We start from the raw sequence: 26,204 nt of genomic DNA, 5'->3' as shown, positions 1-26,204 counted from the left end.
CTGTGGCGAGGGGATCGCGTCATATGCCATGTCGTAAACGCGCCGTTGCGTGGCGTCCATAGGCATTTGACCTGCCTGCGCCAGCCATACCATCGCATCCAAAGGGCACTGTCGAACGGGCGGTGCCTCACCAAGACAAAAGGCGCAATGACGCCGCTGGGAGAGACGCGATGTTCAGCAAGCAAGACCAGATCCAGGGTTACGATGATGCACTGCTGGCGGCGATGAACGCCGAAGAGCAACGCCAGGAAGATCACATCGAACTGATCGCGTCAGAGAACTACACCAGCAAGCGCGTCATGCAGGCTCAGGGCAGTGGCCTGACCAACAAATACGCCGAAGGCTATCCGGGCAAGCGCTACTACGGTGGCTGCGAGCACGTCGACAAGGTCGAGGCCCTGGCGATCGAGCGCGCCAAGCAACTGTTCGGCGCCGACTACGCCAACGTCCAGCCGCACTCCGGTTCTTCGGCCAACAGCGCCGTGTACCTGGCTCTGCTGCAAGCCGGCGACACCATCCTGGGCATGAGCCTGGCCCATGGCGGTCACCTGACCCACGGCGCCAAAGTGTCGTCCTCGGGCAAGCTTTACAACGCGGTGCAATACGGCATCGACACCACCACCGGCCTGATCGACTACGACGAAGTCGAGCGCCTGGCGGTGGAGCACAAACCAAAAATGATCGTCGCCGGTTTCTCGGCCTACTCCAAGACCCTCGACTTCCCACGCTTCCGTCAGATCGCCGACAAGGTCGGTGCTTTGCTGTTCGTCGACATGGCCCACGTGGCTGGTCTGGTGGCCGCCGGTCTGTACCCGAACCCGCTGCCTTACGCCGACGTGGTCACCACCACCACCCACAAGACCCTGCGCGGTCCCCGTGGTGGCCTGATCCTCGCCAAGTCCAACGAAGAGATCGAGAAAAAACTCAACGCCGCCGTGTTCCCAGGTGCCCAGGGCGGCCCGTTGATGCACGTGATCGCCGGCAAGGCCGTGTGCTTCAAGGAAGCGCTGGAGCCTGGCTTCAAGGCCTACCAACAGCAAGTGATCGAGAACGCCCAGGCCATGGCTGGCGTGTTCATCAAGCGCGGCTACGATGTAGTGTCCGGCGGCACCGATAACCACCTGTTCCTGGTCAGCCTGATCCGTCAGGGCCTGACCGGCAAGGACGCCGACGCCGCCCTGGGTCGCGCTCATATCACCGTCAACAAGAACGCCGTGCCGAACGATCCGCAGTCGCCCTTCGTGACCTCGGGCCTGCGCATCGGCACCCCGGCGGTGACCACTCGCGGCTTCAAGGTTACCCAATGCGTGACGCTGGCCGGCTGGATCTGCGACATCCTCGACAACCTCGGCGACGCCGATGTCGAGGCCAATGTTGCCCAGCAAGTGGCAGCCCTGTGCGCGGACTTCCCGGTTTATCGCTGAGTCGGTTTTGGAGTAAATGACTATGCAACGCTATTCGGGCTTCGGCCTCTTCAAGCACTCTCTCAGCCATCACGAAAACTGGCAGCGGATGTGGCGCACGCCCACCCCGAAAAAAGTCTACGACGTGGTCATCGTCGGCGGTGGCGGGCATGGTCTGGCGACCGCCTACTACCTGGCCAAGGAACACGGCATCACCAACGTGGCCGTGGTCGAGAAGGGCTGGCTGGGCGGCGGTAACACCGCCCGCAACACCACCATCGTGCGCTCCAACTACCTGTGGGACGAATCGGCCCACCTGTACGAACACGCGATGAAACTCTGGGAAGGCCTGTCCCAGGACCTGAACTACAACGTGATGTTCTCCCAGCGTGGCGTCTACAACCTGTGCCATACCCTGCAGGACATCCGCGACTCCGAGCGTCGGGTCAACGCCAACCGCCTCAATGGCGTGGATGGCGAACTGCTCAACGCCAAGCAGGTGGCCGAGGAGATCCCGTACCTGGACTGCTCGAAGAACACTCGCTACCCGGTGATGGGCGCCACCGTCCAGCGTCGCGGCGGCGTGGCCCGTCACGATGCCGTGGCCTGGGGCTTTGCCCGGGCGGCGGACGCCTTGGGCGTGGACTTGATCCAACAGACCGAAGTGATCGGCTTCCGCAAGGAAAACGGCGTGTGCATCGGTGTGGAAACCAACAAGGGTTTCATCGGCGCCAAGCGCGTCGGCGTGGTCACCGCCGGTAACTCCGGGCACATGGCCAAGCTCGCCGGCTTCCGCCTGCCGATCGAGTCCCACCCACTGCAAGCGCTGGTGTCGGAGCCGATCAAGCCGATCATCGACAGCGTGATCATGTCCAACGCCGTGCACGGCTACATCAGCCAGTCCGACAAGGGCGACCTGGTGATCGGCGCCGGTATCGACGGCTGGGTCGGCTACGGCCAGCGCGGTTCGTACCCGGTGATCGAACACACCATCCAGGCCATCGTCGAGATGTTCCCGATCCTCTCGCGCGTGCGCATGAACCGCCAGTGGGGCGGCATCGTCGACACCACGCCGGACGCTTGCCCGATCATCTCCAAGACGCCGGTACCGAACATGTTCTTCAACTGCGGTTGGGGCACCGGTGGCTTCAAGGCCACCCCTGGCTCGGGCAACGTGTTTGCCGCCAGCCTGGCCAAGGGTGAGATGCACCCGTTGGCCGCGCCATTTTCCATCGACCGTTTCCACAACGGTGCGCTCATCGACGAACACGGCGCTGCTGCCGTCGCCCACTAACAGGAGAAATCCCTATGTTGCACATCTTCTGTCCTCACTGCGGCGAACTGCGCTCCGAAGAGGAATTCCATTCGTCCGGCCAGGCGCACATCCCGCGTCCACTGGACCCCAATAGCTGCACCGACGAGGAGTGGGGCAACTACATGTTCTTCCGCGACAACCCTCGTGGTTTGCATCACGAGTTGTGGATCCACGCTGCCGGGTGCCGCCAGTACTTCAACGCGACCCGCGACACCGTGACCTACGAGATTCTCGAAACCTACAAGATCGGCCAAAAGCCGCAATTCACCGACAAGGCTGACAGTCCGAAAGCGGCCGCACAGGCTCTGGGAGAGAAGGTATGAGCCAGATCAATCGCCTGTCCAACGGCGGACGGATCGACCGCAACAAAGCGCTGAGCTTCACCTTCAACGGCCAGACCTACAAAGGCTTTGAAGGCGACACCCTGGCCGCTGCATTGCTGGCCAACGGCGTGGACATCATTGGCCGCAGCTTCAAGTATTCCCGTCCCCGCGGCATCTTCGCCGCCGGTGCCGAAGAGCCGAACGCGGTATTGCAGATCGGTGCCACCGAAGCCACGCAAATCCCTAACGTGCGCGCCACGCAACAGGCGCTGTACCAGGGCCTGGTCGCCACCAGCACCAACGGCTGGCCGAACGTGAACAACGACATGATGGGCATTCTCGGCAAGGTCGGCGGCAAGCTGATGCCGCCGGGCTTCTACTACAAAACCTTCATGTACCCGCAATCGTTCTGGATGACCTACGAGAAGTACATCCGCAAGGCCGCCGGCCTGGGTCGCTCGCCGACCGAGAACGATCCGGACACCTACGACTACATGAACCGCCACTGCGACGTACTGGTGGTCGGCGCGGGTCCTGCCGGCCTGGCCGCTGCGCTGGCTGCCGGCCGCAGCGGTGCGCGAGTGATCCTGGCGGACGAGCAGGAAGAGTTCGGTGGCAGCCTGCTCGATTCCCGCGAGAGCCTGGACGGCAAGCCGGCGGCCGAATGGGTCGCCGCGGCTGTGGCTGAATTGCGTTCGATGCCCGAGGTGGTGCTGCTGCCTCGCGCTACCGTGAACGGCTACCACGACCACAACTTCCTGACCATTCACGAGCGCCTGACCGACCACCTCGGTGATCGTGCGCCGATCGGTCAGGTGCGCCAGCGTATCAACCGTGTCCGCGCCAAGCGCGTGGTACTGGCGACCGGTGCCTGCGAACGTCCGCTGGTCTACGGCAACAACGACGTGCCGGGCAACATGCTGGCCGGCGCGGTGTCCATCTATGTGCGTCGCTACGGCGTTGCGCCGGGCAAGAAACTGGTGCTGTCCACCAACAACGACCACGCCTATCGCGTGGCCCTGGACTGGTTCGACGCCGGCCTGCAAGTGGTTGCCGTCGCCGATGCCCGCAGCAACCCTCGTGGTGCGCTGGTAGAAGAAGCACGGGCCAAGGGCATTCGTATCCTCACCGGCAGCGCCGTGATCGAAGCCCGTGGCAGCAAGCGCGTCACTGGCGCCCGCATTGCCGCCATCGACGTCAAGGCACACAAAGTCACCAGTCCTGGAGAGTGGCTGGACTGCGACCTGGTGGCCAGCTCCGGCGGCTACAGTCCGGTGGTCCACCTGGCTTCGCACTTGGGCGGCAAGCCGATCTGGCGTGAAGACATCCTCGGTTTCGTGCCCGGCGAAGCACCGCAGAAACGCGTGTGTGTCGGCGGCGTGAATGGCGTCTACAGCCTCGGTGACTCCCTGGCCGATGGCTTCGAGGGCGGCGTGCGCGCAGCCAGCGAAGCCGGCTTCAAGGCGGTGGAGGGCATGTTGCCCAAAGCGTTGAGCCGTCATGAAGAGCCAACCCTGGCGCTGTTCCAGGTGCCTCACGAAAAATCCACCGCACGGGCGCCGAAGCAATTCGTCGACCTGCAGAACGACGTCACTGCCGCCGCCATCGAACTCGCCACCCGCGAAGGCTTCGAGTCGGTGGAGCACGTCAAGCGCTACACCGCACTGGGCTTCGGTACCGACCAGGGCAAACTGGGCAACGTCAACGGCCTGGCCATCGCGGCCCGCTCGCTGAACGTGAGCATCCCGCAGATGGGCACCACCATGTTCCGTCCGAATTACACGCCGGTGACCTTCGGCGCGGTAGCGGGCCGGCACTGCGGGCACATCTTCGAACCGGTACGCTTCACCGCGCTGCATGCCTGGCATGTGAAGAACGGCGCCGAATTCGAAGACGTCGGCCAATGGAAACGTCCTTGGTACTTCCCGAAAAACGGTGAAGACATGCACGCTGCGGTCAAGCGCGAATGCAAGGCCGTGCGCGAAAGCGTCGGCCTGCTGGACGCCTCGACCCTGGGCAAGATTGACATCCAGGGCCCGGATGCCCGCGAATTCCTCAACCGCATCTACACCAACGCCTGGACCAAGCTCGACGTGGGCAAGGCCCGCTACGGTCTGATGTGCAAGGAAGACGGCATGGTGTTCGACGACGGCGTGACTGCCTGCGTCGGCGACAACCATTTCATCATGACCACCACCACTGGCGGTGCGGCCCGTGTGCTGCAATGGCTGGAGATCTACCAGCAGACCGAATGGCCGGACCTGAAGGTGTACTTCACCTCCGTTACCGACCACTGGGCGACCATGACCCTGTCGGGCCCCAACAGCCGCAAACTGTTGAGCGAAGTCACCGACATCGACCTGGACAAGGACGGCTTCCCGTTCATGACCTGGAAGGAAGGCCTGGTGGGCGGCGTGCCGGCGCGGGTGTTCCGGATCTCGTTCACCGGCGAGCTCTCGTACGAAATCAACGTGCAGGCCGACTACGCCATGGGCGTGCTCGAACAGATCGTCGAGGCCGGCAAAAAGTACAACCTGACGCCGTATGGCACCGAGACCATGCACGTACTGCGGGCCGAAAAGGGCTTCATCATCGTCGGCCAGGACACCGACGGCTCGATGACTCCGGACGACCTGAACATGGGCTGGTGCGTGGGCCGTACCAAACCGTTCTCGTGGATCGGCTGGCGTGGCATGAACCGCGAAGATTGCCTGCGCGAAGACCGCAAGCAACTGGTGGGCCTCAAGCCGATCGACCCGAACGTCTGGCTGCCGGAAGGCGCGCAACTGGTCTTCAACCCCAAGCAGGCGATCCCGATGACCATGGTCGGCCACGTGACCTCCAGCTACGCGCACAACTCGCTGGGCTATTCGTTTGCCATGGGCGTGGTCAAGGGTGGTCTGAAGCGCATCGGCGAGCGGGTGTTTTCGCCCCAGGCCGATGGCAGCGTAATCGAGGCAGAGATCGTTTCTTCGGTGTTCTTCGATCCGAAGGGGGATCGGCAGAATATTTGATGACCTTCAAGCCTGTGGTGAGCAGCTGCTGCGCGTTGTCCACATCGCGAGCAGGCTCGCTCCCACAGGAGATTGCGTAACCCTTGTGGGAGCGAGCCTGCTCGCGATGGCGGCGGATCAGCCCCCACAAAGGCCGGAACCATAGAATTCAAGACAGGTGCTATATGACCGCAGTCAACGTGTACCAACAACGCCCGACCACCGGGGCCAAGGCCGAGTCGTCGCTGCACCATGCCGACCTCGCCAGCCTGGTGGGCAAGGGTCGCAAGAACGCCGGCGTGATCGTGCGCGAGAAAAAACTCCTGGGTCACCTGACCATCCGTGGCGATGGTCATGATGCGGCCTTCGCTGCTGGCGTCCACAAGGCACTGGGCATTGAATTGCCGGGTGCACTGAGCATCATCGTCAAGGGCGAAACCAGCCTGCAGTGGATGGGGCCGGATGAATGGCTGCTGGTCGTGCCGACCGGCGAAGAATTCGCCGCCGAGAAGAAGCTGCGCGAAGCGCTGGGCGACCTGCACATCCAGATCGTCAACGTCAGCGGCGGCCAGCAGATCCTCGAGCTGTCCGGCCCGAACGTGCGTGACGTGCTGATGAAATCCACCAGCTACGACGTCCACCCCAGCAACTTCCCGGTGGGCAAGGCCGTGGGCACGGTGTTCGCCAAGTCGCAATTGGTGATCCGCCACACCGCCGAGAACACCTGGGAGTTGCTGATCCGTCGCAGCTTCTCCGATTACTGGTGGCTGTGGTTGCAGGATGCGTCGGCTGAGTATGGGTTGAGCGTTCAGGCTTAACAACACGGTCTAAAGCCGAACACTTTTGTGACGAGGGGATAAATCCCCTCGCCACAGGGTTTAGCCATAACGAACAGGAGTCACCGCAATGAGCCGCGCCCCGGATACATGGATCTTGACCGCCGACTGCCCCAGCGTGCTCGGCACGGTGGACGCGGTGACCCGCTTTCTGTTCGAGCAGGGCTGCTACGTCACTGAACACCACTCCTTCGATGACCGCCTCTCGGGGCGTTTCTTCATTCGTGTGGAATTCCGCCAGCCTGACGGTTTTGCCGAGCAGGCTTTCCGTGCCGGCCTGGCCGAGCGTGCCGAAGCCTTTGGCATGGTGTTCGAGCTGACGCCACCCAACTACCGGCCGAAAGTGGTGATCATGGTCTCCAAGGCCGATCACTGCCTCAACGATTTGCTTTATCGCCAGCGCATCGGCCAGTTGTCCATGGACGTGGTGGCCGTGGTGTCCAACCACCCGGACCTCAAGCCGCTGGCCGACTGGCACCAGATTCCCTACTACCATTTCCCCCTGGACCCGAACGACAAACCGGCCCAGGAACGGCAGGTGTGGCAGGTGATCGAAGAAACCGGCGCCGAACTGGTGATCCTCGCCCGCTACATGCAGGTGTTGTCGCCGGAGCTGTGCCGCAAGCTCGACGGCAAGGCCATCAACATTCACCACTCCCTGCTGCCGGGGTTCAAAGGCGCCAAGCCCTATCACCAGGCTTACAACAAAGGCGTGAAGCTGGTGGGCGCCACGGCGCACTACATCAACAACGACCTGGACGAAGGCCCGATCATCGCCCAGGGCGTGGAAGTGGTGGATCACAGCCACTATCCCGAGGACCTGATTGCCAAGGGACGGGATATCGAAGGGCTGACGTTGGCCCGGGCGGTGGGGTACCACATTGAAAGACGCGTGTTCCTGAACGCCAATCGCACTGTCGTTCTCTAGATGCTTGGCGGCGCTTTGAGGCCCGTTGGCGAGTAGTTCTTCTCCGATAATCCCAGTACTAATCCGAGCACAAGCGCGCTGCCTGCCTGGGTGACGCAGTTCCACAAAAACAACAGCGAGGTGAAAGCATGTCTGGTAATCGTGGTGTCGTGTATCTCGGCCAAGGCAAGGTTGAAGTACAGAAAATCGACTATCCAAAAATGCAGGACCCGCGTGGCAGGAAGATCGAGCACGGCGTCATCCTGCGCGTGGTATCCACCAACATCTGCGGCTCCGACCAGCACATGGTACGCGGTCGCACAACCGCCCAGACCGGTCTGGTCCTGGGCCATGAAATCACCGGTGAAGTGATCGAGAAGGGCAGCGACGTCGAGAACCTGAAAATCGGTGATCTGGTGTCTGTACCGTTCAACGTCGCATGCGGGCGCTGCCGTTCCTGCAAAGAGCAACACACCGGCGTCTGCCTGACCGTCAACCCGGCCCGTGCCGGTGGCGCCTACGGCTATGTCGATATGGGCGACTGGACCGGTGGCCAGGCCGAGTATGTGCTGGTGCCGTACGCCGACTTCAACCTGCTGAAACTGCCGAACCGCGACAAGGCCATGGAGAAAATCCGTGACCTGACCTGCCTCTCCGACATTCTGCCGACCGGCTATCACGGTGCCGTCACCGCCGGTGTCGGTCCTGGCAGCACCGTGTACATTGCGGGCGCCGGTCCGGTTGGCCTGGCCGCGGCAGCTTCGGCGCGCCTGTTGGGTGCGGCGGTAGTGATCGTCGGCGACGTCAACCCGGTTCGCCTGGCCCACGCCAAGGCCCAGGGTTTCGAAATCGCCGACCTGTCCAAGGACACCCCGTTGCACGAGCAGATCGCCGATCTGCTGGGCGAGCCGGAAGTGGACTGCGCCGTCGACGCCGTGGGCTTCGAAGCCCGTGGTCACGGTCACGAAGGCGTCAAGCACGAAGCCCCGGCCACGGTGCTCAACTCGCTGATGCAAGTCACCCGCGTCGCGGGCAAGATCGGTATCCCCGGCTTGTACGTAACCGAAGATCCGGGCGCGGTGGATGCCGCCGCCAAGATCGGTGCCCTGAGCATCCGCTTCGGCCTGGGCTGGGCCAAGTCCCACAGCTTCCACACTGGCCAGACCCCGGTGATGAAGTACAACCGCGCGCTGATGCAAGCGATCATGTGGGACCGTATCAACATCGCGGAAATCGTCGGTGTGCAAGTCATCAGCCTGGATGACGCACCGAAAGGCTACGGTGAGTTCGATGCCGGCGTGCCGAAGAAATTCGTGATCGACCCGCACAAGATGTTCAGCGCGGCGTAAGTTGGAAGCAAGACGGGAAAAGGGCGACAGCGATGTCGCCCTTTTTATTTGTCCCTGGTTTTATAGTCGCGCAAGGCCGTGGCGTGTTCTGAATGACTCGTCATTGCTTCGTCAACGTCAACTCCCGGAAGAATACCTCGTCACCATATTGGTCTCTCTCTGGATCTGCCTTGTACAAGCAAGCGTTTCCCGCGGGTGAGGGTCCTATTAATCGCAGGTTGTAGTTCTTGATGTCCTCTGCATTATGAAAATACTGTCCCGACCAGGCATTTCCGTTTGAATCGACAGCGTCGTATTTATAACCTTCGTTATTGGGCGGCGGATTGTTTGCCGAGGCGAAGGACGCCTTGAGAGCACTTACGGCGGGGCAGGAGACTGCCGCGTGAACATTTCCCGACAAGCTTGTCGCCAGGAGCATACTGGTAATCATGGTTTTGTACATGGCCGGTCTCCGTTGTTTATTGTTATTCAGATGCTCCTTGCCGGGCTCGGTCTTGCCTACTGTCGATACTGACAGTAGGCAAGACCGAGAAGTGATAACTCAGCTGTTTTATATAGATACACGCGTGGGCAGTAGCAGTGATCAGAAGCTCACATTGAAATAATCGGCATCGATGAGCGCGCATATCCTGGGCTCGTGGCTCTCGCATCGGTTTTCGGCCCATTGCGAGAATGAGGATTCCTGGAGCTGAACATATTCCAATATCAGGTTTATCTGGCCGTACCTGCACGTAAGGGTTGCTCGTCGTGTCGCTTGCCCGTTCTCGTTGATCTCATGAGGAGCATATTCGGCACCGTTGAATTTCAATGAGTCCGGATCGACGACGTCTACGAGGCTTTCGCTCGCCCATTTATGTTCATCCGGTATGTCCACCGAATAAACGTCTTCCACGGCTCCGACGACTTTCTGAATGTCGGTAACGGCAGGACAAATTATTTCGCCGGCATGAACATAGCCGTTCAACAACATGAATAGTCCCGCGCCCCCAGCCAGTATCTTCTGCATCTTCAAGACTCCGTGGCTCGATTCAATCCTATGGTCGCGATTACGGCGGGACGGGCTACTGTCAATGCTGACAGTTATTTATGTCAATTTTGAATTATCAGTTAGTATTTGTGACGTTATTGGTTATAACCATTTCTTTTTTTTTGCAGCTATCGGCTGCGTCCGATCGTTGTGGAATCGTTTTCTGAAACAGGCATGGGAATTGATGAGGAGCCACTGGGAACAATTCCTGCTAACTCCCGTCCAACCCCACGATTTCGCGCCATCCCTTGGGTGGCTTTCCATGCTCCAGAGGACGTTCGGGATGAAGGTTTTACGCGGTTTCGCACTGTCTTGCCTGCTGTCGTTGGCAGCCAGTCCGGCCTTCGCGCAGTTCAACCTCAATGATGCGGTTAACGCAGTGGCGGCAATGCAGGGGAGTCAGGGAGACGGTGCTGTTGCGGCGGCGCCAAAGGCCGCCGGGTTGCTCAATACATTGGGATCGGAGCTGAACATCACGCCGGAGCAAGCCATTGGGGGGGCCGGTGCGATGTTGGGGCTGGCGAAGAACCGCCTCAGCGAACCGCAGTTTTCCGAGTTGAGCAAAAGCGTGCCGGGCCTGGACCAGATCGCCGGCAACAACCTGATTGGCGGGTTCAACGGTTTGGGTGGCCTGCTGGGGGGAGGGTCGGAAAAGAACGCACTGCTCGATGGCCTGCTGGGCAACGTCAAGGACTTCAATGACCTGAACAACACCTTCAGCGCCCTGGGCATGGACAGCGGCATGATTGGCCGGTTTGCCCCGGTGATCCTCGAGTACCTGGGCCAGCAGGGCGTGGCCAGTTCGTTGCTGCAGAACCTGGGCGGTCTCTGGGGCGCCGGCGTCGGTATCTGATCAGCCGCGCTCGTTGCGCAGAGCGACGATGCGCTGGTCCTTTTCGGTCCAGAGCTGGTTGACCCAGTCCTGCACGTGCTGGCGAAACACCGGATCGTTCTCGTAGTCCCCTTGCCACAGTGCCGGGTCCAGTGTCCGGGTCTGGATGTCGATGATGACCCGGGGCACTGCGCCGCTGATCAGATCCCAGAAACCGGGAATCCGGTCCTGGGGATACACCACTGTCACATCCAGAATCGCGTCCAGCTGTTCACCCATCGCCGCCAGTACGAACGCCACGCCACCGGCCTTGGGCTTGAGCAGGTGGGTGAAGGGCGATTGTTGCTGCTGGCTTTTGGCGGCGGTGAATCGTGTGCCTTCGAGGTAGTTCACCACGGTGACGGGTTGGCGCTTGAACAGCTCACAGGCCGCCCGGGTAATTTCCAGGTCCTTGCCGGCCAGTTCCGGGTTCTTCGCCAGGAAAGCCTTGGTGTAGCGCTTCATGAACGGGTAATCCAGCGCCCACCAGGCCAGGCCCAGGAATGGAACCCAGATCAGCTCTTTCTTGAGGAAGAACTTGAAGAACGGCGTGCGCCGGTTGAGGGTTTGGATCAGGGCGGGGATGTCCACCCAGGACTGGTGGTTGCTGATGACCAGATAAGAGGTATCGCCGCGCAGGTCCGCACCGCCGCGGATGTCCCAGCGAGTGGGGATGCACAGGGCAAAGATCAACTTGTCGATTTCGGCCCAGGTCTCGGCGATCCACATCACCGCCCATGAGGCATAGTCGCGAAAGCGCCCTGGCAGGATCAATTTGAGCAGCGCGAACACCATCAACGGCCCGAACAGCACCAAGGTGTTGAGCAACAGCAGCAGGGTGACTAAACAGCCGGTGAGCAGACGGCGCATAAAGGACTCTTGAAAACAGGTAGGCGGGCCATGATAAGCAGCTTCGGCCGACAGGCCAAATCCGCCGTGGACGATTGTTTCACATCGTTTTGGGTAGGCTGCGCTCGTGACGTAAATGAAACCAATGGCCAGGCCATGGTCTAAAAGCCACCTCTCACAGGAAGCTCTATGACATGAAACCCTTCCTCGCCCTGTTTTCCCTGATAGCCCTTCCAGTATTGGCCGCCGAGCCTACCCTGTACGGGCGCTACGAATACATTGCGCTGCCGGAAATAGGCGGCGAAGTGCTCAAGGCCAAGATGGACACCGGCGCCCTGACGGCCTCGTTGTCGGCCAAGGACATCGAAACCTTCACCCGCGACGGTGATGATTGGGTGCGGTTCCGCCTGGCCACCAAGGATGCGAGTAACAAGCTCTACGAGCAGAAAATCGCACGGATCAGCAAGATCAAGACCCGTTCCGAAGAAGACGAGGACGAAGACGAGAAAATCGCTCCCAGCAAGCGTCCGGTGGTAGAGCTGGAGATGTGCCTGGGCAACGTCAAGCGCACCGTGGAGGTCAACCTGACCGACCGCAGCAGCTTCAATTACCCCCTGTTGATCGGTGCCAAGGCCATGCGCGAGTTCGGTGCGGCGGTGAACCCGGCCCGACGCTTCACGGCGGACAAGCCTGACTGCTGATTTCCCCGATTGACGTGCCCCCAGGGTTGGGGCACCGTTCCGGCAACTTTATTGTCGGGCTCGCAAGACATGCCTCATATTCTGATTGTCGAAGACGAAGCCGCCATTGCCGATACGCTGGTATTTGCGCTGCAAGGCGAGGGTTTCGACACCACCTGGGTGAGCCTTGGCGCAGCTGCATTGGAGCACCAGAAAAACACCCCGGCGGACCTGATCATTCTCGACGTGGGCCTGCCGGATATCAGCGGTTTTGAAACTTGCAAGAATCTCAGACGTTTCAGTGAGGTTCCGGTTATTTTTCTGACAGCTCGGGATGGCGAGATCGACCGGGTGGTGGGGTTGGAAATCGGTGCCGACGACTACGTGGTCAAACCCTTCAGCCCCCGCGAGGTGGCGGCCAGGGTCCGGGCAATTCTCAAGCGGGTGGCGCCCAGGCCTGCCGTGGAGCCGGGCACGGCCTTGTTTCAGGTGGACAGTGATCGGGTGCAGATCAGCTACCGCGGTAAACCGCTGAACCTGACTCGCCATGAGTTCCGCTTGCTGAACTGCCTGCTGGAGCAGCCTGAGCGGGTCTTCAGCCGCGAACAATTGCTCGACGCCCTGGGCGTGGCCAGCGATGCCGGCTACGAGCGCAGCATCGACAGCCACATCAAGAGCGTGCGCGCCAAGCTGCGCCTGGTCAGGGCCGAGGCTGAGCCCATCCAGACTCACCGCGGCCTGGGCTACAGCTACAGTCCGGGACACAGCTGATGCCGCTGGGGATCCGGATTTTCCTGGTCTATGTGCTCTTTATCGGCCTGACCGGGTATTTCGTGCTCGGTACGGTGATCGAACAGATCCGTCCCGGTGTGCGCCAGTCCACCGAGGAAACCCTGGTGGACACGGCCAACCTGATGGCCGAGATCCTGCGGGACGATTTCAAGGCCGGCACCCTCAACCAGAATCGCTGGCCCGAGTTGCTCAAGGCCTATGGCGAGCGCCAGCCGGCGGCGACGATCTGGGGCTTGCCGAAGAACCAGGTCAGCCATCGTATCTACGTCACCGATGCCAAGGGCATCGTGGTGCTCGACTCCAGCGGCGTCGCGGTGGGCCAGGACTACTCGCGCTGGAACGACGTCTACCTGACCCTGCGCGGTCAGTATGGCGCCCGCTCATCCCGCAGCATCGCCGACGACCCGGCCTCCTCGGTGATGCATGTCGGTGCGCCGATCCGCGACAACGGTCGGATCATCGGCGTGGTCACCGTGGCCAAGCCCAACAGCTCGTTGCAACCCTATATCGATCGCACGGAGCGGCGATTGCTGCTCTATGGCGCGGGGCTGATCGGCCTGGGCCTGGTGCTCGGAGCCCTGCTGTCGTGGTGGCTCAGCTCGGCGCTGCGCCGTTTGACGCGCTATGCCCAGGCCGTCAGCCAGGGGCAACGGGTGGAGGTACCGCATTATCGCGGCGGCGAATTCGAACAACTGGCCCATGCACTGGAGCACATGCGCACGCAGCTCGAAGGCAAGGCGTATGTCGAGCGTTACGTGCATACCCTGACCCACGAACTCAAGAGCCCGCTGGCGGCTATTCGCGGCGCCGCCGAGCTGCTGCAAAGCGACATGCCGGCGGCCCAGCACCAACGTTTCGTCAGCAACATCGACAACGAAAGCGTACGCATGCAGCAACTGATCGAGCGACTGCTCAACCTGGCCCAGGTCGAGCAGCGCCAAGGGTTGGAGGACGTCGTCGCCGTGCCGCTGGCCGCGTTAGTCGATGAGTTGCTGGAGGCTCGGGGTGGTTGGATCGAGCGTCGTCAGTTGAGCGTCGAACGCCACATTGCCCGTGACCTCATCCTGACCGGGGAAGCCTTTCTGTTGCGCCAGGCCCTGGGCAATCTGCTGGACAACGCCTTGGACTTCACACCTGCCAGCGGACTGTTGCGCCTCAGCGCCGAGCGTATCGGCAGCCGTGTCGAAATCCGCTTGTTCAACCAGGCCGATCCGATTCCCGACTATGCCCTGCCACGCCTGAGCGAGCGCTTCTACTCCTTGCCGCGCCCTGAGAGCGGCCGCAAGAGCACCGGCCTGGGGCTCAATTTTGTGGACGAAGTGGTGCAGTTGCACGGTGGCGAGTTCGGGATCGGCAATGTCGAGGGGGGGGTTGAAGTGGTGTTGCGATTGCCTTGAAATTCCGCGGTGCGGCCTTCGCGAGCAGGCCTCGTACAGTCTCCACACAATCTCCACATTCACCCCATAAACACCCCACACAAGCTCGCCAGACTCTCCCCATTCGAACAGGGAGAGCCCCACATGAACCGCAGTCTCGCCATAAAACTGGGCATGATCGCCCTATTGATTCTCTTGCTGATGATCCCGCTGCTGATGATCAGCGGGCTCATCGATGAGCGCCAGTCCCTGCGTGATGGCGTGTTGCAGGAGATTGCCAGCAGTTCCAGCCACAGCCAGCAGCTCATCGGGCCGATGATTGTGGTGCCGTTTCGCAAGGACGTGCGGGTTTGGAACACCAACGAGAAGACCGGTGTGCGTTTCCTTGAAACCGTCGAGCACAAGGGCGAGTTGTATTTCCTGCCGGAGCAATTCGAGCTCGACGGTCAGGTCCGGACCGAAACCCGTGCCCGGGGTATTTACGAGGCGCGGTTGTTCCATGCCGCGAGCCGGATCGATGGCCGTTTCAAGGTGCCCGAGCGCTTTGGTCTGTCAGCCAAGGAAGTGGCCGATTACCGCTTCGACGAACCGTACCTGAGCGTGGGTATCAGCGACATCCGTGGCATCGAGAATGCCCTGACCATGAAGCTCAACCAACAGACCGTCGATTTCCTGCCCGGCTCGCGGGTTGGCTGGCTGGGGCAGGGGGTGCATGTGCCGTTGCCGATGGTCAACGGTCAGAATGTCGCCGAACTGACCTTCGGTTTCGACTTGAGCCTGCAAGGCACTGGCGAGTTGCAGATTTTGCCGGTGGGAAAGACCAGCAAAGTGCACCTGACCGCCGACTGGCCGCACCCCAGCTTCATCGGTCAATACCTGCCGACCAATCGCGAAATCAACGAGCAGGGTTTCAGTGCCGATTGGCAGACCTCGTTCTTTTCCACCAACCTCGAAGAAGCGCTGGCGGACTGTGTGTCGAGCGAAGGCTGTGAAACCTTCCGCAGCCGGGCCTTCGGGGTGAGCTTCATCGATCCGGTGGATCAGTACCTCAAGAGTGATCGGGCGATTAAATATGCGCTGCTGTTCGTGGCCCTGACCTTTGCCGGTTTCTTCCTCTTCGAAGTGCTCAAGCGCCTCGCGGTGCACCCGGTCCAGTACGCGTTGGTGGGCGTGGCGCTGGCGTTCTTCTACCTGTTGCTGTTGTCACTGTCGGAGCACATCGGCTTTGCCCTGGCGTACCTGTTGTCAGCCAGTGCCTGTGTGTTGCTGATCGGATTCTATGTCTGTCATGTGCTGCGCAGCGTGAGCCACGGCCTGGGCTTCTCGGCGGGACTGGCGGCACTGTACGCCTTGCTCTACGGCTTGCTGAGCGCCGAGGATTACGCGCTGTTGATGGGCTCGCTGCTGTTGTTCGGCCTGTTGGGGGTGTTCATGGTGCTGACCCGCAAGCTGGACTGGTACGGAGTGGGAGCCAGGCCTGCTGCGGCAATGACCTTCGATCTGGGAGAGGTGAAATGAGTCGGTCGTTGGGGTTGCGCGAGGATCAGCGGTTGGGGGAGGTGTTGGTGATGCGGATTGCCGGGTTGTTTCCCTTGGATCCGGTGCGCTGCCATCGCATACAGCGAAAAACTATACCCTGGGCACCGTCTCCACCATCGAAGGCCGCAAGCTCACTTCGGCAAACCAAGCCGCCAATTGCGGATGGTTCTTGCGCCATTCCAGGTCCGGATGGCGCAGGTCCAGGTAGCCCAAGGCACAAGCCACGCTGATGGATGCCACATCGAAATGGCTGGCCAGTTCTGCAATGGCCTCGGCTTCGAGCACGCCCAGGGCGCGGCGGATCTTGTCCCGTTGCGCATCGAGCCATTCGTCCCAGTGTTTTTCCGCGGGACGCAGGGCGGTTTCGTAGCGGATCATCACCGCCGCATCCATAATCCCGTCGGCCAGGGAAGCCAGGGTCAGGCGCCGCCAGCGGGCCGCGCCGTCGCGGGGGATCAGCGGATTGCCGACGTGCTGGTGGTCGAGATAGTCGAGGATGACGCGGCTGTCATGGATCACGCTGCCGTTCGCCAGGCGCAAGGCCGGGATCTTGCTCAACGGGTTGTCATCGATGAGCGCCCGATCCGGCTTGACCGGCGTGAGCTGGCTGAGTTGCAACGCCACGCGATCCTGCTGGCCGGTTTCGTGCAGCAGCACCAGGACCTTGCGAACGAAGGGGGAGGCGGGGTTGTAGAACAGCGTCATGCTGGGTGTGGACATGGCAGCGTCTCGGTCAGTAGGACTGGTTGCGCAGCATAGCGCGTTACCTTGGGCTCAAGGCAAATGGGACACGCCGGATGCCTCAGCGACGGGGGACCAGTCCCCACGTCGCCAATACGCAAGGAAGGCCCAGCCCCAGCCAACTCACAGCGTCCCAGGGGCCGTCGCCCAGCAATGCGCTGAACAATCCGGCCGCGCAAAGGGTACCGATGGCAATGGGCGCGCCGAACACTTTCCAGAAACTCGACTGCCGGGGTTTCATGACGTGACCTCCGCGCCAACGGTTGCCCGCCTGGCCGCTTTGCGCCGCACTACCCACAGATAAACACCGCTGCCGAGGACGATGATGGTCAACACGTCCAGCGTCGCCCAGAAAATCTGCATGGGCCTGCCGCCGTAATCGCCGAAATGCAGGGGCAGGGACAGGCTCATGACGTCCATGTACCAAGGCCGCTCCGCCACGGCGGTGACCTCCAGGGTGCTGGCGTCGATCAATACCGGTGTCAGCAGGTGGGAGGTCAGGTGGGTGTTGCCTTTCATGAACACGCCATAGTGATGCTGGCTGGAGAACAGCGTGCCGGGGAACGCGATAAAACTGGGCTCCATGCCCGGCGCGGCTTCCTTGGCGATGTCGAGCAGACGGGTAGCCGGCGCCAACTGAGTCAGCGGCGGAGCGTTGCGGTAGGGCTCGACCATCGCGCTGAGGCTGTCGTTGCGCCAGGCCGCAATGATCAGATCGGCGCAGGCGGCAATGACCCCGGTGATGCCTACCGTCAGCGCCCAGACCAGCGTGACCACGCCGATCAGGTTATGCAGATCGAGCCAGCGCAGGCGCCTGGATTTGTCCTGGCGCACCGTGGCGAACCTCAGGCGCCGCATGAACGGCAGGTACAGGACCACGCCGGAAATGATGGCAATCACGAACAGCAGGCCCATGAACGCCAGCAGCAGCTTGCCCGGTAACCCGGCGAACATGTCCACATGCAGGCGCAGCATGACCATCATGAAACCGCCATTGGCCGAAGGCATTTCCAGGGCTTCGCCCGTGCGCGCATCGAGCATGAAGGTGTGGGAGGCGTTGGGTTCGGTGTCCGGCGTCGGCGCCATGATGGTAATGACGCCGTTGGGTTCGTCTTCGTCCCAGCCAAAATACTGGACCACTTCACCCGGACGATGGGCCTTGGCTTTTTCCACCAGTTGCTGAAGGTCCAGATGTGGCGTGTCGACGGGCATCTCCCGGAACTCGGGAGCATCGCCCAGCAAGTGTTCGATTTCATGATGGAAAATCAGCGGTAACCCGGTGATCGCGAGCATCAGCAGGAACACCGTGCAGATCAGGCTGGTCCAGGTGTGGATGAAGGACCAGCGGCGGATGGTTTTGCTTTTCATGACGGATCCGAATGCAAAAGGGCTCAGCTGTGGCGAGAAGGAATCCCCTCGCCACGGCTGGCCCTCGAAAGGTTTGCGCAAAGGCTAACCGATTACCATTTGTAATTCACGCTGGCGACGACATTGCGCTGGTCACCGTAGTAGCAATAGAAACCGTCGCACGTGGACAGGTAGTCCTTGTTGAAAATGTTCTTGGCATCCACCGCCACCGAGACGCCTTTGAGCGAACTGTTCAGGCGCCCCAGGTCGTAGTGGGCCGAGGCGTCATACACGGTGTAGGAGCCGACGTGGCCCCAATCGGTGTTGGTGGTGTTGCCATAGGTGTCGCCGACATAACGCACGCCTGCACCCACGCCGAAGCCATCGAGCAGGCCGTTGTGCCAGGTGTAATCGGCCCATGCGGTGGCCTGGTTACGCGGCACCTGGGCCATGCGCTTGCCTTTTTCGGCTGCGGTGCCTTTGGTGATTTCGCTGTCGTTGTAGGTGTAGGAACCGATGAGTTTCAGGTTGTCGGTTACGTCACCCGACGCTTCCAGCTCCAGGCCGCGGACCTGGACTTCGCCCACCTGGCGGGTGACGTTGTTTTCGCTCACGGCGTTGTTTTTCTGGGTCAGGTCGAACACGGCGGCGGTCAGCAACGTCTTGGTGCCAGGGGGCTGGTACTTGATCCCGGCCTCGTACTGCTCACCCTCGGTCGGTTTGAACGCATCGGTGCTGTTGACCGTCGAGCCGGCTGCGGCCTGGAAGGACTGGGCGAAGGAAATGTACGGAGTTACGCCGTTATCGAAGACATAACTCAGCGCCGCGTTGCCACTGAATTTCTTGTCGCGCTGAGTATTGGTGACGTTGTTCAGGTTGTGGAACTCGGTGCCGGTATGAATCCAGTCTTCACGACCACCGAGGGTCAGGCGCCAGTTGTCGAGGGCCATCTGGTCCTGGACGTAGAGGCCGGTCTGGTGGGTCTTTTGGTTGTAGTCGTACATGGTGAAGTACTGGACGTTGGAGAAATCCTGTCCGTAGATCGGGTTGTGGATGTTGCTGGTCGGCACGCCGGTCGAGCCCCATAACCAACGCGAATTGCTGTTGGAACGCTGGTGATCCAGGCCCAGCAGCAGGGTGTGGCTCAGGGCCCCGGTCTGGAAGTCGGCCTGGAAATTGTTATCCACGGCGAACTGGCTGATGTCCTCGTCAACGATGCCGGCCGTGCGTTGAATGGTGCCGTCTGGGCTGACGGCCTCGTCGGGGCCGGCAGGCCAGATTTGTCCGCCGGCAGTGATGCCCTGAAATTCCAGGTCGCTCTTGGTATAGCGCAGGTTCTGACGGAACTGCCAGGTGTCATTGAGACGATGCTCGAACGCATAGCCGAGAGCGTAGTAGGTGCGGTCATAGAACTCCCAGTCCGGATCGCCCAGGTTCTTGTGATGGGAGATCTTTCCGGCCGGCGAGGACAGCTTGGTACCTTGCAGCGGCAGGAATTGCCCGGTGATACCGGTGTCGTCGCGTGTGTATTGGGACAGTAGCGTCAGGCGCGTGTCGTCGTTGATGTTCCAGGTCAGGCTCGGCGCGAGGTTGTAGCGCTTGTCCGGAATGTGATCGACCTGGGAATTGCTGTCGCGCACGGTGCCGCTGACCCGATAAAGGAGCTGGCCTTCGTCGTCGACCTTGCCAGTGCTGTCGAAATTGATCTGCTTGTGCTCGTAGCTGCCGGCCTGCACCTCTACCTCATGGCTGCTCTCGGCCTGTGGGCGGCGGCTGACCATGTCCAGCATGCCGCCCGGTGGCGTCTGGCCGTAGACCGAGGAGGCCGGGCCGCGCAACACGGCGATGCGTTCCAGGTTCCAGGTCTCGATTTTCGGTGTCACGTAGTTGCCCTTGGGCAAAGGCAGGCCATCGAGGAACTGGGTCGGCACGAAGCCGCGTACCAGCAACCAGTCGTTTCGCGAGTCCGAGCCGTAGCCGCTGCTCTGCACACCAGCGGTGTAGCGCAGGGCATCGTTGAGGTTGAGGACGGAGCGGTCTTCCATCTGTTGACGCGTCACCACCGACACCGAGCGTGGCAGTTCGACAATCGGTGTATCGGTCTTGGTGCCGGCAGCGGTGCGGGTGGCCGCATAACCTTCGGTCGGGCCCCACGCGGTTTCGCTGATACCGGCGCCGATCACGCTGGTTTCCGGCAGGGCCATGACGCCTTCGGGTACCGCTACCAGGGTGTAAGTGCCGGTACTGCTGCGCTCCAGTTGCAGACCGGTGCCGCGCAGGGCTTCACGCAGTGCGCCGGTGGCGTCGAACTGCCCCTGGACCGGCGCCGAAGTCTTGCCTGAGGCAAGAGCCGGATTGAGGCTCAAGGCGAGGCCAGCCTGGCTGGCGATCTGGTTCAGCGTGCTGGCCAGTGGCGCGGCGGGCAGATTGTAGGTGCGCACGTTCGACGCCTGTTCGGCGGCCCATAGCGGGCCGCTGGCCAACGGGGCGGCAAAGGCGATGGCAACGGCCAACAGGCTGGGGCGCAACAGGGTGTCTAGCGGACGGGACATACGGCGACTCCTGAATGGAAATATTTCTCAATTGCCTGGATGCCGGATGAAAATTGAAAAGTGATAGGGGGTGATGAAAATAATTTCTATTCAGGTTGGGTGGATGCCATTTGTTGGGGTTTGGTGGTGGGTCTAATGGCCGTATCGCCAGCAGGCTCGCTCCCACAGTGACCCAGTTGCCCGCTGTATTGTGTTCAACGCAGAACCCTTGTGGGAGCGAGCCTGCTCGCGATAGCTACTTGCCAGACAGCCCATGTTTCAAGGTTTTGTCGAAGTCCTTGGCCCCACCATCACCCACCACCGCGTGTGATGCTCGATCTGCACCGGTAAGGTCGGCAGCAGCGCGGCCAGGGCCAGGTCGGTGTCGTGCAGCGGGAAGCTGCCGGTGATGCGCAGGTCCGCCACCTGTGGCGCGACGCCCAGGTAGCCACGGCGGTAGCGGCCCAGCTCATCGACCAGGTCCTTGAGGCGGGCGTTGTCCACCACCAGCATCCCTCGGGTCCAGGCATCGGCGCCGAGGGGCAAGGCCTGCGTCGATCCGAAGCCATCGCGACGCATCAGCACTTGCTGGCCCTCGCGCAGGATCTGTTCCTGCGCCGCCGCTTGGGGATGGGCCGCCACGGCCGATTGCAAGACACTCAGGCGCGTGGCGTCTTCTTCGCGCTTGACCAGGAACCGTGTGCCCAGGGCACGCAGGCTGCCTTCGCGGGTTTCGACAATAAACGGACGGGGGTCGTTGTGGCCGGTCTCTACCAGGATCTCGCCTTCCTGGAGGACGATGCGCCGTTGCCGGTCGTCGAAGCGCACATTCAGCGCGCTGTGGGTGTTGAGGTTGATCAGCGTGCCATCGGCCAGGCGCAAGGTGCGCTGTTCGCCGGTGGCGGTGCGCTGATCGGCCAGCCAGTAATCCAGCGGCAGGAAACGCTCCCCGGCGAACAGGGCCAGGCCGACGACCGCGACAATACTGGCCAGGCCACTGCCTACCTTGCGCAGCCGACGCCGGATGCTCACTCTCGATTGCAGCAGCGCGGCCCGTGCGGGGCCGCTGGCAACACTGAAACGCTGATCGAGCATGCCCAGTTGTTGCCAGGCCCGGGCATGTTCTTCGTCGGCGGCGTGCCATTGCGCGAACGCTTCGCGATCCTGAGGGCTGCCGCTGCCTGAATCCAGGGACAATTGCCAGGCGATGGCTGTGTCCAGGACCTTGGAGGACACCGGTTTGGAATGGGCCGGGCTCATGTCGGCTCCCCATACAGTGCGATGTAGCACTGGCGCATGCCCTGGGCCAGGTACTGACGCACCCTCGGAACCGAAACCCCCAGGCGCTCGGCAATCTCGGCATGGCCGAGGCCGTCGAGGCGGTTATAAAGGAAGGCGGCTCGGGCCTTGCTGGACAACTGGCCGAGCAGGCGATCAATGTGCTTGAGGTCTTCGAGGATCAGTTGCTGTTCTTCCAGCGACGGCTGTTCATCTTCGGGAATCAGCATCAGTTCGGTGAGGTAAGCCTGTTCCAACGCCGCCCGACGGAAGTAATCGAACAGCAGGCCCTTGGCGATGGCGACCAGGAAGGCCCGGGGTTCGCGGGGCGTCTTGAATTCCTCGCGGCCCAGCAGGCGCACGAACGTATCCTGGCTCAAATCCTCCGCCCGCTGTGGACAAGCCACGTTGCGCCGCAACCAACTCAACAGCCAGCCGCGATGGTCACGGTACAACGCACCAACCAGATCACTGTGGGGGCCAGGAATTGAGGACACGGAACTTCACCGATGTTTCAAGTAACGAGAATTGTTCGCGATTGTGGCAGAGGCGGGGTCGGGAAAGCAATTGGCGCTGGTCGGGACACTCCTACTGGTCAACAACTGGTTGGATCAGGGATTAAATCGAAGGCGCCTGTTGTCGCCGTTTCCACTGGCCCAGGCTTTGTTGCAGCTCGAACGGGCTATGAATTTGCCGCTGGCGGGCGCGGCTGAACAGGATCAGCGCCAGTTCCGCAGTGGCCAGGGCATCGGCGCTGGCGTTATGGCGCTCCTGCACCTCAAGCTTGAACCAGCCGATCCAGTCGTCCAGTCCCCCCTTGCGCAGGCTGGCCTGGGGGCAAAGCATCGGCGCCAGGTCCGCCACGTCCAGGAACGAGTGCTGCAAGCGGTAACCCAGGTAATCCTTCAAGGCGCGTCCGAGCATGTGGGCATCGAAGGGGGCATGAAAGGCCAGCAATGGGCTGTCACCCACAAACTCCATGAACGCCAACAGCGCCTCGGCCGGATCGCTGCCGGCGGCAATCGCGCTGGGTGCCAGGCCATGGATCAACACGCTTGGCCCCAGTTTTTCCTTGTCACACTGCAGGGTGCGTTCGAACTGCTGGCTGAAGTCGATGGCGCCGTCTTCGATCACCACGGCGCCGATGGACAACACCTGATCCTTGTTCAGATTCAGGCCGGTGGTTTCCAGGTCCATCACCACCCAGCGCTGTTCTCGCAGGCTGCATTCACCCAGGGGCGATGGCGCGGGCAGGTTTTCCAGGCGCCGCTGCAAGGCGTCCGGCAGCAGGGGCGGGGCCGGGCGCAGCCAGGAAAACAGGTTCATAGCTGGTACCTCAGCGTCAGGCTGCTTTGCAGGCGCTGGGCCTGGCGCAGGGATTCACGCAGGATGCGACGGTCCAGATGGTTGAGGCTGTCGGGGTCGACGCGGTTGGAGTAAGGCAGGTTTTCACGGGTCTGCAATTGGTGTTGTTGCATGCGGGTCTGCTGGATGAAGTGATAAGCCTCTTCATAGGCTGCGCCATCCAGCGCTTCGATCACGCCCTTGGCAACCAGTTGCCGCAGGCGTTCCAGCGTGTTGTTGGCCTCGATGCCATTGGCCAGGGCCAGCAGGCGGGCCCCATCGACAAAGGGAGTCAGGCCCTGCACTTTGAGGTCGAGGGTGGCTTTTTCACCATTCTTGCGACTCAGCACGAAATCCCTGAAACGTCCCACCGGCGGTCGGTGACGCAAGGCGTTATCGGCCATCATGCGTTGGAACAGGCGGTTATCGGCCACTTGGTCGAGTATCTGTCGGCGTAATTGTTCACAACCCTGCTCATCGCCCCACACCACTCGCAAATCGAAATAGATGCTTGAGCCCAGCAGGTTCTCCGGCGTCGCTTCGCGAATGAACGCCGCGAAGCGACGGGCCCATTCGGCACGGGACAGGCACAGTTCCGGGTTGCCGGCCATGATATTGCCTTTGCACAGGGTGAAGCCGCAGAGCGCCAGGCTCTGGTTGATCTGCTGGGCGATGGGCAACAGGAGGCCACGAATCTGCGCCGCATGGGCCGCATCCCGGGCTTCGAAGAGAATGCCGTTGTCCTGGTCGGTGTGCAGGGTCTGTTCCCGACGGCCTTCACTGCCGAAACACAACCAGCTGAACGGTACGCCCGGGTCGCCCTTGTCTGCCAGGGTCAGCTCGATGACCCGGCATACGGTGTGGTCATTGAGCAAGGTGATGATGTGGGTGATCTGGGTTGACGATGCACCGTGGGCCAGCATGCGCTCCACCAGTTGGCCGATTTCGCCGCGCAGGCTGACCAGGTTCTCCACGCGTGGCGCGTTGCGAATGGTCCGTGCCAGGTGAACCAGATCGACCCGTTGCAGCGAAAACAGGTCGCGCTCCGACACCACACCGCACAGGCGATGCTCCTTGACCAGGCAGACATGGGCGATGTGGCGTTCGGTCATGGCGATGGCGGCGTCGAAGGCGCTGTGATCCGGCGTCAAGTAAAACGGTGTCTGGGTCATGTGCTCGGCGATGGCTTGGGTAAAATCCCCGGTACCGTCGGCCACGACATGCCGCAGGTCGCGCAGGGTAAAAATTCCCACCGGCGCTTTGTGTTCGTCCACCACCACGATGCTGCCGACCTGCTGCTCGTGCATCAGCTTGACCGCTTCACGCAGCGGCGTCTGCGGGCTGCAACTGACCGGATGACGCATCGCCAGCTCACCCAGGCGTGTATTGAGCGAATACTGGGTGCCCAGGGTTTGCGCAGACTTCTGTTGGACTTGTTGGTTGACCTGGTCGAGCAGGCTGCTGACCCCGCGCAGGGCGAAATCGCGAAACGGGCCGGACAGGGCGAACAACTTGATGAAGGCCTGCTTGTTCAACTGCAGGCAGAAGGTGTCTTCACCTGCCCTGTGCTCGGTTCGGGTAGCCCGTTCGCCAAGCAATGCGGCGAGGGGAAAACACTCGCCGGTGGTGATCTCGAACGTGGTTTCGGTGCCACCCTTCGCCGAATGCGGACGTTCCCCTACCACCCGGCCCTGCTTGACGATGTAGAAGTGCTCCACCGGGCCGTCGGCCGGTTTGATAATGGTTTCGCCCGTTGCGTAGAAACGCAGCAGGCATTGTTCCACCAGAAAAGCCAGGTGAGCGTTTTCCATCTGGTTGAACGGGGGAAAGCGCTGGAGAAACTGCAACGTGCCCTGAATGTTCTGTAACACCGCGGTTTTCCCTGCCTGGATGAAGGCGTCCGCTTTTTTCATAACCATTGCGCAATCTTTTTTGAATTGTTGTGGTCGGATCTGTCCCCATGGTCGACTTCTGCGAGTGGAGTGCCCATTGGACGTAAGTCTAGGTCACGACGTTGCGCCGGGATGACGGAACCATCCCACCCAGGACGCTGAAAAAAACTTCATCAAAGCTTCTTGGAAAAAAATCCGACGAAGTGCACATTGAAGCGCTGCCGAACGATGTCTGACCACTGTGCCAGGGGATCGATTTATAGAACGTAGAGAGCACCATGTCCGACCACGATATTTTGAGTGACGCCGAGCGCGAGGCGCTGAGTGCCGTCATGCTGGAACCTGACCTGCCGCCGCAGCGCGTCCTGATTGTCGATGACGATAAGGACGCCCGCGAGTTGTTGTCGGAAATCCTGGCATTGGACGGCATCCGCTGCATGACCGCGGCCAGTGGTGAAACCGCGCTCAAGATGCTGGAGACCAAGCCGTCGATCGGGTTACTGATCACCGACCTTCGCATGGGCAATGTCGATGGCCTGGAACTGGTTCGCCTGGTGCGCGAGTCGGAGCGCGCCGCGCTGCCGATCATCATCGTGTCCGGCGACGCCGACGTGAAGGACGCCATTGAAGCGATGCACCTGAGCGTGGTGGATTTCCTGCTCAAGCCCATCGATACCGAGAAGTTGCTGGGGTTGGTCAAGCATGAGTTGGGGATGGATCTCTAGGTCCCTTTCGCCACAAGAATTGCCTCTGAATCATTTCCCCAATGAATAGAAAGGGCCCTGATCGCGAGATCAGGGCCCTTTTTTAA

24 protein-coding genes are annotated in these 26,204 nt (G+C 61.3%); 13 read left to right on the top strand and 11 right to left on the bottom strand.

What is annotated here, in order from left to right:
- Positions 1 to 170: 170 nt before the first annotated feature.
- The 7 genes from glyA (at position 171) to fdhA (ending at position 9,126) form a co-directional block, all read left to right on the top strand.
- Positions 171 to 1,424, top strand: a complete 1,254-nt coding sequence (glyA, locus tag EGM97_RS02805; protein WP_238960812.1) for a serine hydroxymethyltransferase — start codon at positions 171 to 173, stop codon at positions 1,422 to 1,424.
- A 22-nt stretch (positions 1,425 to 1,446) separates the two neighbouring features.
- Positions 1,447 to 2,697 (top strand): sarcosine oxidase subunit beta, encoded by a 1,251-nt coding sequence (locus EGM97_RS02800; protein WP_053156190.1) that lies wholly within the window; start codon positions 1,447 to 1,449, stop codon positions 2,695 to 2,697.
- Between the two features lie 14 nt (positions 2,698 to 2,711).
- A complete protein-coding gene (locus tag EGM97_RS02795) occupies positions 2,712 to 3,041 on the top strand; it encodes a sarcosine oxidase subunit delta (RefSeq protein ID WP_053156193.1) in 330 nt (109 codons plus the stop codon).
- The gene (locus tag EGM97_RS02790) at positions 3,038 to 6,055 is read left to right on the top strand and encodes a sarcosine oxidase subunit alpha (protein ID WP_238960813.1); all 3,018 of its coding nucleotides are present in this window, start codon (positions 3,038 to 3,040) and stop codon (positions 6,053 to 6,055) included. Before EGM97_RS02795 ends, EGM97_RS02790 begins: the two co-directional genes overlap by 4 nt.
- 164 nt (positions 6,056 to 6,219) lie before the next feature.
- On the top strand, positions 6,220 to 6,852 hold the full coding sequence (locus EGM97_RS02785) for a sarcosine oxidase subunit gamma (RefSeq protein WP_238960814.1): 633 nt from the start codon (positions 6,220 to 6,222) through the stop codon (positions 6,850 to 6,852).
- 88 nt (positions 6,853 to 6,940) lie between these two features.
- A complete protein-coding gene (purU, locus tag EGM97_RS02780; protein ID WP_238960815.1) occupies positions 6,941 to 7,798 on the top strand; it encodes a formyltetrahydrofolate deformylase in 858 nt (285 codons plus the stop codon).
- 128 nt (positions 7,799 to 7,926) lie between these two features.
- Positions 7,927 to 9,126: a formaldehyde dehydrogenase, glutathione-independent gene (gene fdhA, locus EGM97_RS02775; RefSeq protein ID WP_053151494.1), complete on the top strand. Its 1,200-nt coding sequence runs from the start codon at positions 7,927 to 7,929 to the stop codon at positions 9,124 to 9,126.
- A 100-nt stretch (positions 9,127 to 9,226) separates the two neighbouring features.
- On the opposite strand, the gene EGM97_RS02770 is transcribed toward fdhA, so the two are convergent.
- Complete coding sequence (locus tag EGM97_RS02770; protein WP_238960816.1) at positions 9,227 to 9,568, bottom strand: hypothetical protein; 342 nt, start codon at positions 9,566 to 9,568, stop codon at positions 9,227 to 9,229.
- A 141-nt stretch (positions 9,569 to 9,709) separates the two neighbouring features.
- Positions 9,710 to 10,132 carry a DUF3757 domain-containing protein gene (locus EGM97_RS02765; RefSeq protein ID WP_238960817.1) on the bottom strand — a complete coding sequence of 141 codons (423 nt, stop codon included), beginning with the start codon at positions 10,130 to 10,132 and terminating at the stop codon, positions 9,710 to 9,712.
- Positions 10,133 to 10,436: 304 nt separating this feature from the next.
- Here EGM97_RS02765 and EGM97_RS02760 point away from each other — a divergent pair, with 304 nt between their 5' ends.
- Positions 10,437 to 11,006 carry a DUF2780 domain-containing protein gene (locus tag EGM97_RS02760; protein ID WP_238960818.1) on the top strand — a complete coding sequence of 190 codons (570 nt, stop codon included), beginning with the start codon at positions 10,437 to 10,439 and terminating at the stop codon, positions 11,004 to 11,006.
- Here EGM97_RS02760 and EGM97_RS02755 read toward each other — a convergent pair whose 3' ends face one another.
- A complete protein-coding gene (locus EGM97_RS02755) occupies positions 11,007 to 11,894 on the bottom strand; it encodes an acyltransferase (protein WP_238960819.1) in 888 nt (295 codons plus the stop codon).
- 173 nt (positions 11,895 to 12,067) lie between these two features.
- Between EGM97_RS02755 and rloA2 the strand changes: the two genes are divergently transcribed.
- The 4 genes from rloA2 (at position 12,068) to creD (ending at position 16,239) form a co-directional block, all read left to right on the top strand.
- Entirely contained in the window at positions 12,068 to 12,574 is a 507-nt protein-coding gene (gene rloA2 / locus EGM97_RS02750; RefSeq protein ID WP_238960820.1) for a retropepsin-like aspartic peptidase RloA2, read from the top strand.
- Between the two features lie 69 nt (positions 12,575 to 12,643).
- Positions 12,644 to 13,324, top strand: coding sequence for a two-component system response regulator CreB (creB, locus tag EGM97_RS02745; RefSeq protein WP_238960821.1), 681 nt, complete (start codon positions 12,644 to 12,646; stop codon positions 13,322 to 13,324).
- Positions 13,324 to 14,742, top strand: a complete 1,419-nt coding sequence (gene creC, locus EGM97_RS02740) for a two-component system sensor histidine kinase CreC (protein ID WP_238960822.1) — start codon at positions 13,324 to 13,326, stop codon at positions 14,740 to 14,742. The genes creB and creC overlap by 1 nt, the downstream gene beginning before the upstream one ends.
- A 123-nt stretch (positions 14,743 to 14,865) precedes the next feature.
- Complete coding sequence (gene creD, locus EGM97_RS02735) at positions 14,866 to 16,239, top strand: cell envelope integrity protein CreD (protein WP_238960823.1); 1,374 nt, start codon at positions 14,866 to 14,868, stop codon at positions 16,237 to 16,239.
- 111 nt (positions 16,240 to 16,350) lie between these two features.
- Here the strand turns inward: creD and EGM97_RS02730 are convergent, their stop codons facing one another.
- From EGM97_RS02730 to EGM97_RS02695, 8 genes are all read right to left on the bottom strand, one after another.
- Positions 16,351 to 16,980, bottom strand: coding sequence for a glutathione S-transferase (locus EGM97_RS02730; RefSeq protein ID WP_238962389.1), 630 nt, complete (start codon positions 16,978 to 16,980; stop codon positions 16,351 to 16,353).
- Positions 16,981 to 17,062: 82 nt separating this feature from the next.
- Positions 17,063 to 17,242, bottom strand: coding sequence for a hypothetical protein (locus tag EGM97_RS02725; RefSeq protein ID WP_238962388.1), 180 nt, complete (start codon positions 17,240 to 17,242; stop codon positions 17,063 to 17,065).
- Positions 17,239 to 18,369, bottom strand: coding sequence for a PepSY-associated TM helix domain-containing protein (locus EGM97_RS02720; RefSeq protein ID WP_238962387.1), 1,131 nt, complete (start codon positions 18,367 to 18,369; stop codon positions 17,239 to 17,241). The genes EGM97_RS02725 and EGM97_RS02720 overlap by 4 nt, the downstream gene beginning before the upstream one ends.
- Before the next feature lie 92 nt (positions 18,370 to 18,461).
- Positions 18,462 to 20,900, bottom strand: a complete 2,439-nt coding sequence (locus EGM97_RS02715) for a TonB-dependent siderophore receptor (protein ID WP_238962386.1) — start codon at positions 20,898 to 20,900, stop codon at positions 18,462 to 18,464.
- Between the two features lie 258 nt (positions 20,901 to 21,158).
- Positions 21,159 to 22,139 carry a FecR domain-containing protein gene (locus EGM97_RS02710; RefSeq protein WP_238962385.1) on the bottom strand — a complete coding sequence of 327 codons (981 nt, stop codon included), beginning with the start codon at positions 22,137 to 22,139 and terminating at the stop codon, positions 21,159 to 21,161.
- Entirely contained in the window at positions 22,136 to 22,654 is a 519-nt protein-coding gene (locus EGM97_RS02705) for an RNA polymerase sigma factor (RefSeq protein WP_053156243.1), read from the bottom strand. Before EGM97_RS02705 ends, EGM97_RS02710 begins: the two co-directional genes overlap by 4 nt.
- A 121-nt stretch (positions 22,655 to 22,775) precedes the next feature.
- A complete protein-coding gene (locus EGM97_RS02700; RefSeq protein ID WP_238962384.1) occupies positions 22,776 to 23,483 on the bottom strand; it encodes a 3'-5' exonuclease in 708 nt (235 codons plus the stop codon).
- Positions 23,480 to 25,420: a putative nucleotidyltransferase substrate binding domain-containing protein gene (locus tag EGM97_RS02695; RefSeq protein WP_238962383.1), complete on the bottom strand. Its 1,941-nt coding sequence runs from the start codon at positions 25,418 to 25,420 to the stop codon at positions 23,480 to 23,482. Before EGM97_RS02695 ends, EGM97_RS02700 begins: the two co-directional genes overlap by 4 nt.
- Positions 25,421 to 25,671: 251 nt before the next feature.
- Between EGM97_RS02695 and EGM97_RS02690 the strand changes: the two genes are divergently transcribed.
- The gene (locus EGM97_RS02690; RefSeq protein ID WP_030139271.1) at positions 25,672 to 26,118 is read left to right on the top strand and encodes a response regulator; all 447 of its coding nucleotides are present in this window, start codon (positions 25,672 to 25,674) and stop codon (positions 26,116 to 26,118) included.
- Positions 26,119 to 26,204 lie beyond the last annotated feature (86 nt).

The organism is Pseudomonas sp. AF32 (assembly GCF_022342325.2).
Taxonomy (GTDB): domain Bacteria; phylum Pseudomonadota; class Gammaproteobacteria; order Pseudomonadales; family Pseudomonadaceae; genus Aquipseudomonas; species Aquipseudomonas uvaldensis.
This window is presented reverse-complemented; position numbering and strand designations above follow the sequence as displayed.

Bases quoted from the DNA above. Each gene is read 5' to 3' on its own strand.
- glyA (WP_238960812.1), top strand. From the start codon at position 171: ATGTTCAGCAAGCAAGACCAGATCCAGGGTTACGATGATGCACTGCTG.
- EGM97_RS02800 (WP_053156190.1), top strand. From the start codon at position 1,447: ATGCAACGCTATTCGGGCTTCGGCCTCTTCAAGCACTCTCTCAGCCAT.
- EGM97_RS02795 (WP_053156193.1), top strand. From the start codon at position 2,712: ATGTTGCACATCTTCTGTCCTCACTGCGGCGAACTGCGCTCCGAAGAG.
- EGM97_RS02790 (WP_238960813.1), top strand. From the start codon at position 3,038: ATGAGCCAGATCAATCGCCTGTCCAACGGCGGACGGATCGACCGCAAC.
- EGM97_RS02785 (WP_238960814.1), top strand. From the start codon at position 6,220: ATGACCGCAGTCAACGTGTACCAACAACGCCCGACCACCGGGGCCAAG.
- purU (WP_238960815.1), top strand. From the start codon at position 6,941: ATGAGCCGCGCCCCGGATACATGGATCTTGACCGCCGACTGCCCCAGC.
- fdhA (WP_053151494.1), top strand. From the start codon at position 7,927: ATGTCTGGTAATCGTGGTGTCGTGTATCTCGGCCAAGGCAAGGTTGAA.
- EGM97_RS02770 (WP_238960816.1), bottom strand. From the start codon at position 9,568: ATGTACAAAACCATGATTACCAGTATGCTCCTGGCGACAAGCTTGTCG.
- EGM97_RS02765 (WP_238960817.1), bottom strand. From the start codon at position 10,132: ATGCAGAAGATACTGGCTGGGGGCGCGGGACTATTCATGTTGTTGAAC.
- EGM97_RS02760 (WP_238960818.1), top strand. From the start codon at position 10,437: ATGAAGGTTTTACGCGGTTTCGCACTGTCTTGCCTGCTGTCGTTGGCA.
- EGM97_RS02755 (WP_238960819.1), bottom strand. From the start codon at position 11,894: ATGCGCCGTCTGCTCACCGGCTGTTTAGTCACCCTGCTGCTGTTGCTC.
- rloA2 (WP_238960820.1), top strand. From the start codon at position 12,068: ATGAAACCCTTCCTCGCCCTGTTTTCCCTGATAGCCCTTCCAGTATTG.
- creB (WP_238960821.1), top strand. From the start codon at position 12,644: ATGCCTCATATTCTGATTGTCGAAGACGAAGCCGCCATTGCCGATACG.
- creC (WP_238960822.1), top strand. From the start codon at position 13,324: ATGCCGCTGGGGATCCGGATTTTCCTGGTCTATGTGCTCTTTATCGGC.
- creD (WP_238960823.1), top strand. From the start codon at position 14,866: ATGAACCGCAGTCTCGCCATAAAACTGGGCATGATCGCCCTATTGATT.
- EGM97_RS02730 (WP_238962389.1), bottom strand. From the start codon at position 16,980: ATGTCCACACCCAGCATGACGCTGTTCTACAACCCCGCCTCCCCCTTC.
- EGM97_RS02725 (WP_238962388.1), bottom strand. From the start codon at position 17,242: ATGAAACCCCGGCAGTCGAGTTTCTGGAAAGTGTTCGGCGCGCCCATT.
- EGM97_RS02720 (WP_238962387.1), bottom strand. From the start codon at position 18,369: ATGAAAAGCAAAACCATCCGCCGCTGGTCCTTCATCCACACCTGGACC.
- EGM97_RS02715 (WP_238962386.1), bottom strand. From the start codon at position 20,900: ATGTCCCGTCCGCTAGACACCCTGTTGCGCCCCAGCCTGTTGGCCGTT.
- EGM97_RS02710 (WP_238962385.1), bottom strand. From the start codon at position 22,139: ATGAGCCCGGCCCATTCCAAACCGGTGTCCTCCAAGGTCCTGGACACA.
- EGM97_RS02700 (WP_238962384.1), bottom strand. From the start codon at position 23,483: ATGAACCTGTTTTCCTGGCTGCGCCCGGCCCCGCCCCTGCTGCCGGAC.
- EGM97_RS02695 (WP_238962383.1), bottom strand. From the start codon at position 25,420: ATGGTTATGAAAAAAGCGGACGCCTTCATCCAGGCAGGGAAAACCGCG.
- EGM97_RS02690 (WP_030139271.1), top strand. From the start codon at position 25,672: ATGTCCGACCACGATATTTTGAGTGACGCCGAGCGCGAGGCGCTGAGT.